We start from the raw sequence: 740 nt of genomic DNA on the forward strand, positions 1-740 counted from the left end.
CGTTGCGCTCCTCGCGCCGCGTGTGGCCCTGGTCGTCGGTCGTGGTGGTGGCCAGCGCGCCGTACGCAATGCTCGACACCCGAGCCCTGCGGTTGCCGCGGGCACCGAAACTCACGCTCGGCTGGCTGCCCTGGGGGTCGGCGGTGTAGACCCGGACCGGGCGGCCCAGTGCGTCGTATTCGGTGCGCRTGAGCCCCACGTCTGCACTGCCTGCGCTCGTCGACGAGCCGCTGTCCAGGAAGTACGGCTGCGTCTGCACCAGCACCTGGCCGAGGTCGCCAAACGTGGTGTCGGTAGCGATCAGGCGATTGACACCGCCGGGTTGCGTCGATCCATCTAAGGCTTCGGTGACATGGCGCAGCAGCCGACCTGCGCGGTCCAGGTACTGGCGGGTGAACGGACCGTTCTTGACACCCTCCGTGCCACTGGCGTCTCTCGGCTCCACGTGCGTGAACTGCGCCGCGTCAGCCGGGATCTCGGAAGCCGCAGGGCTCGGGCACGTCGGGCTGTTGGTGGCCGTGTCGATCCGGCCGGCGATGTAGCAGTACGCCGTGATCACCCGTGTACCGTCGGGGTGGATCTCGCGCGTCGTGCGCCCCAGGTCGTCGTATTCCCAGCGCGTGGTCAGCCCGTTCGCATCCGTCCTGCTCAGCACCGTGCCGAAGCGCGGATCCACCGTCTGCGTCTCCTCCTGCTGCAACGCGTTCCTGCGGCCGCTCACCTGGGTGTCCGGCTGGATC

Annotated in this window: 1 protein-coding gene; it reads right to left on the bottom strand. The window is 69.0% G+C overall.

What is annotated here, in order from left to right; genetic code table 11:
* Positions 1–721, bottom strand: a 721-nt coding sequence (locus AC1D15_RS35605; RefSeq protein ID WP_477829798.1) for an RHS repeat domain-containing protein, incomplete at its 3' end; no start/stop codon positions are given.
* Between the last annotated feature and the right edge of the window lie 19 nt (positions 722–740).

Source organism: Rhizobacter sp. P2_H2 (assembly GCF_056403375.1).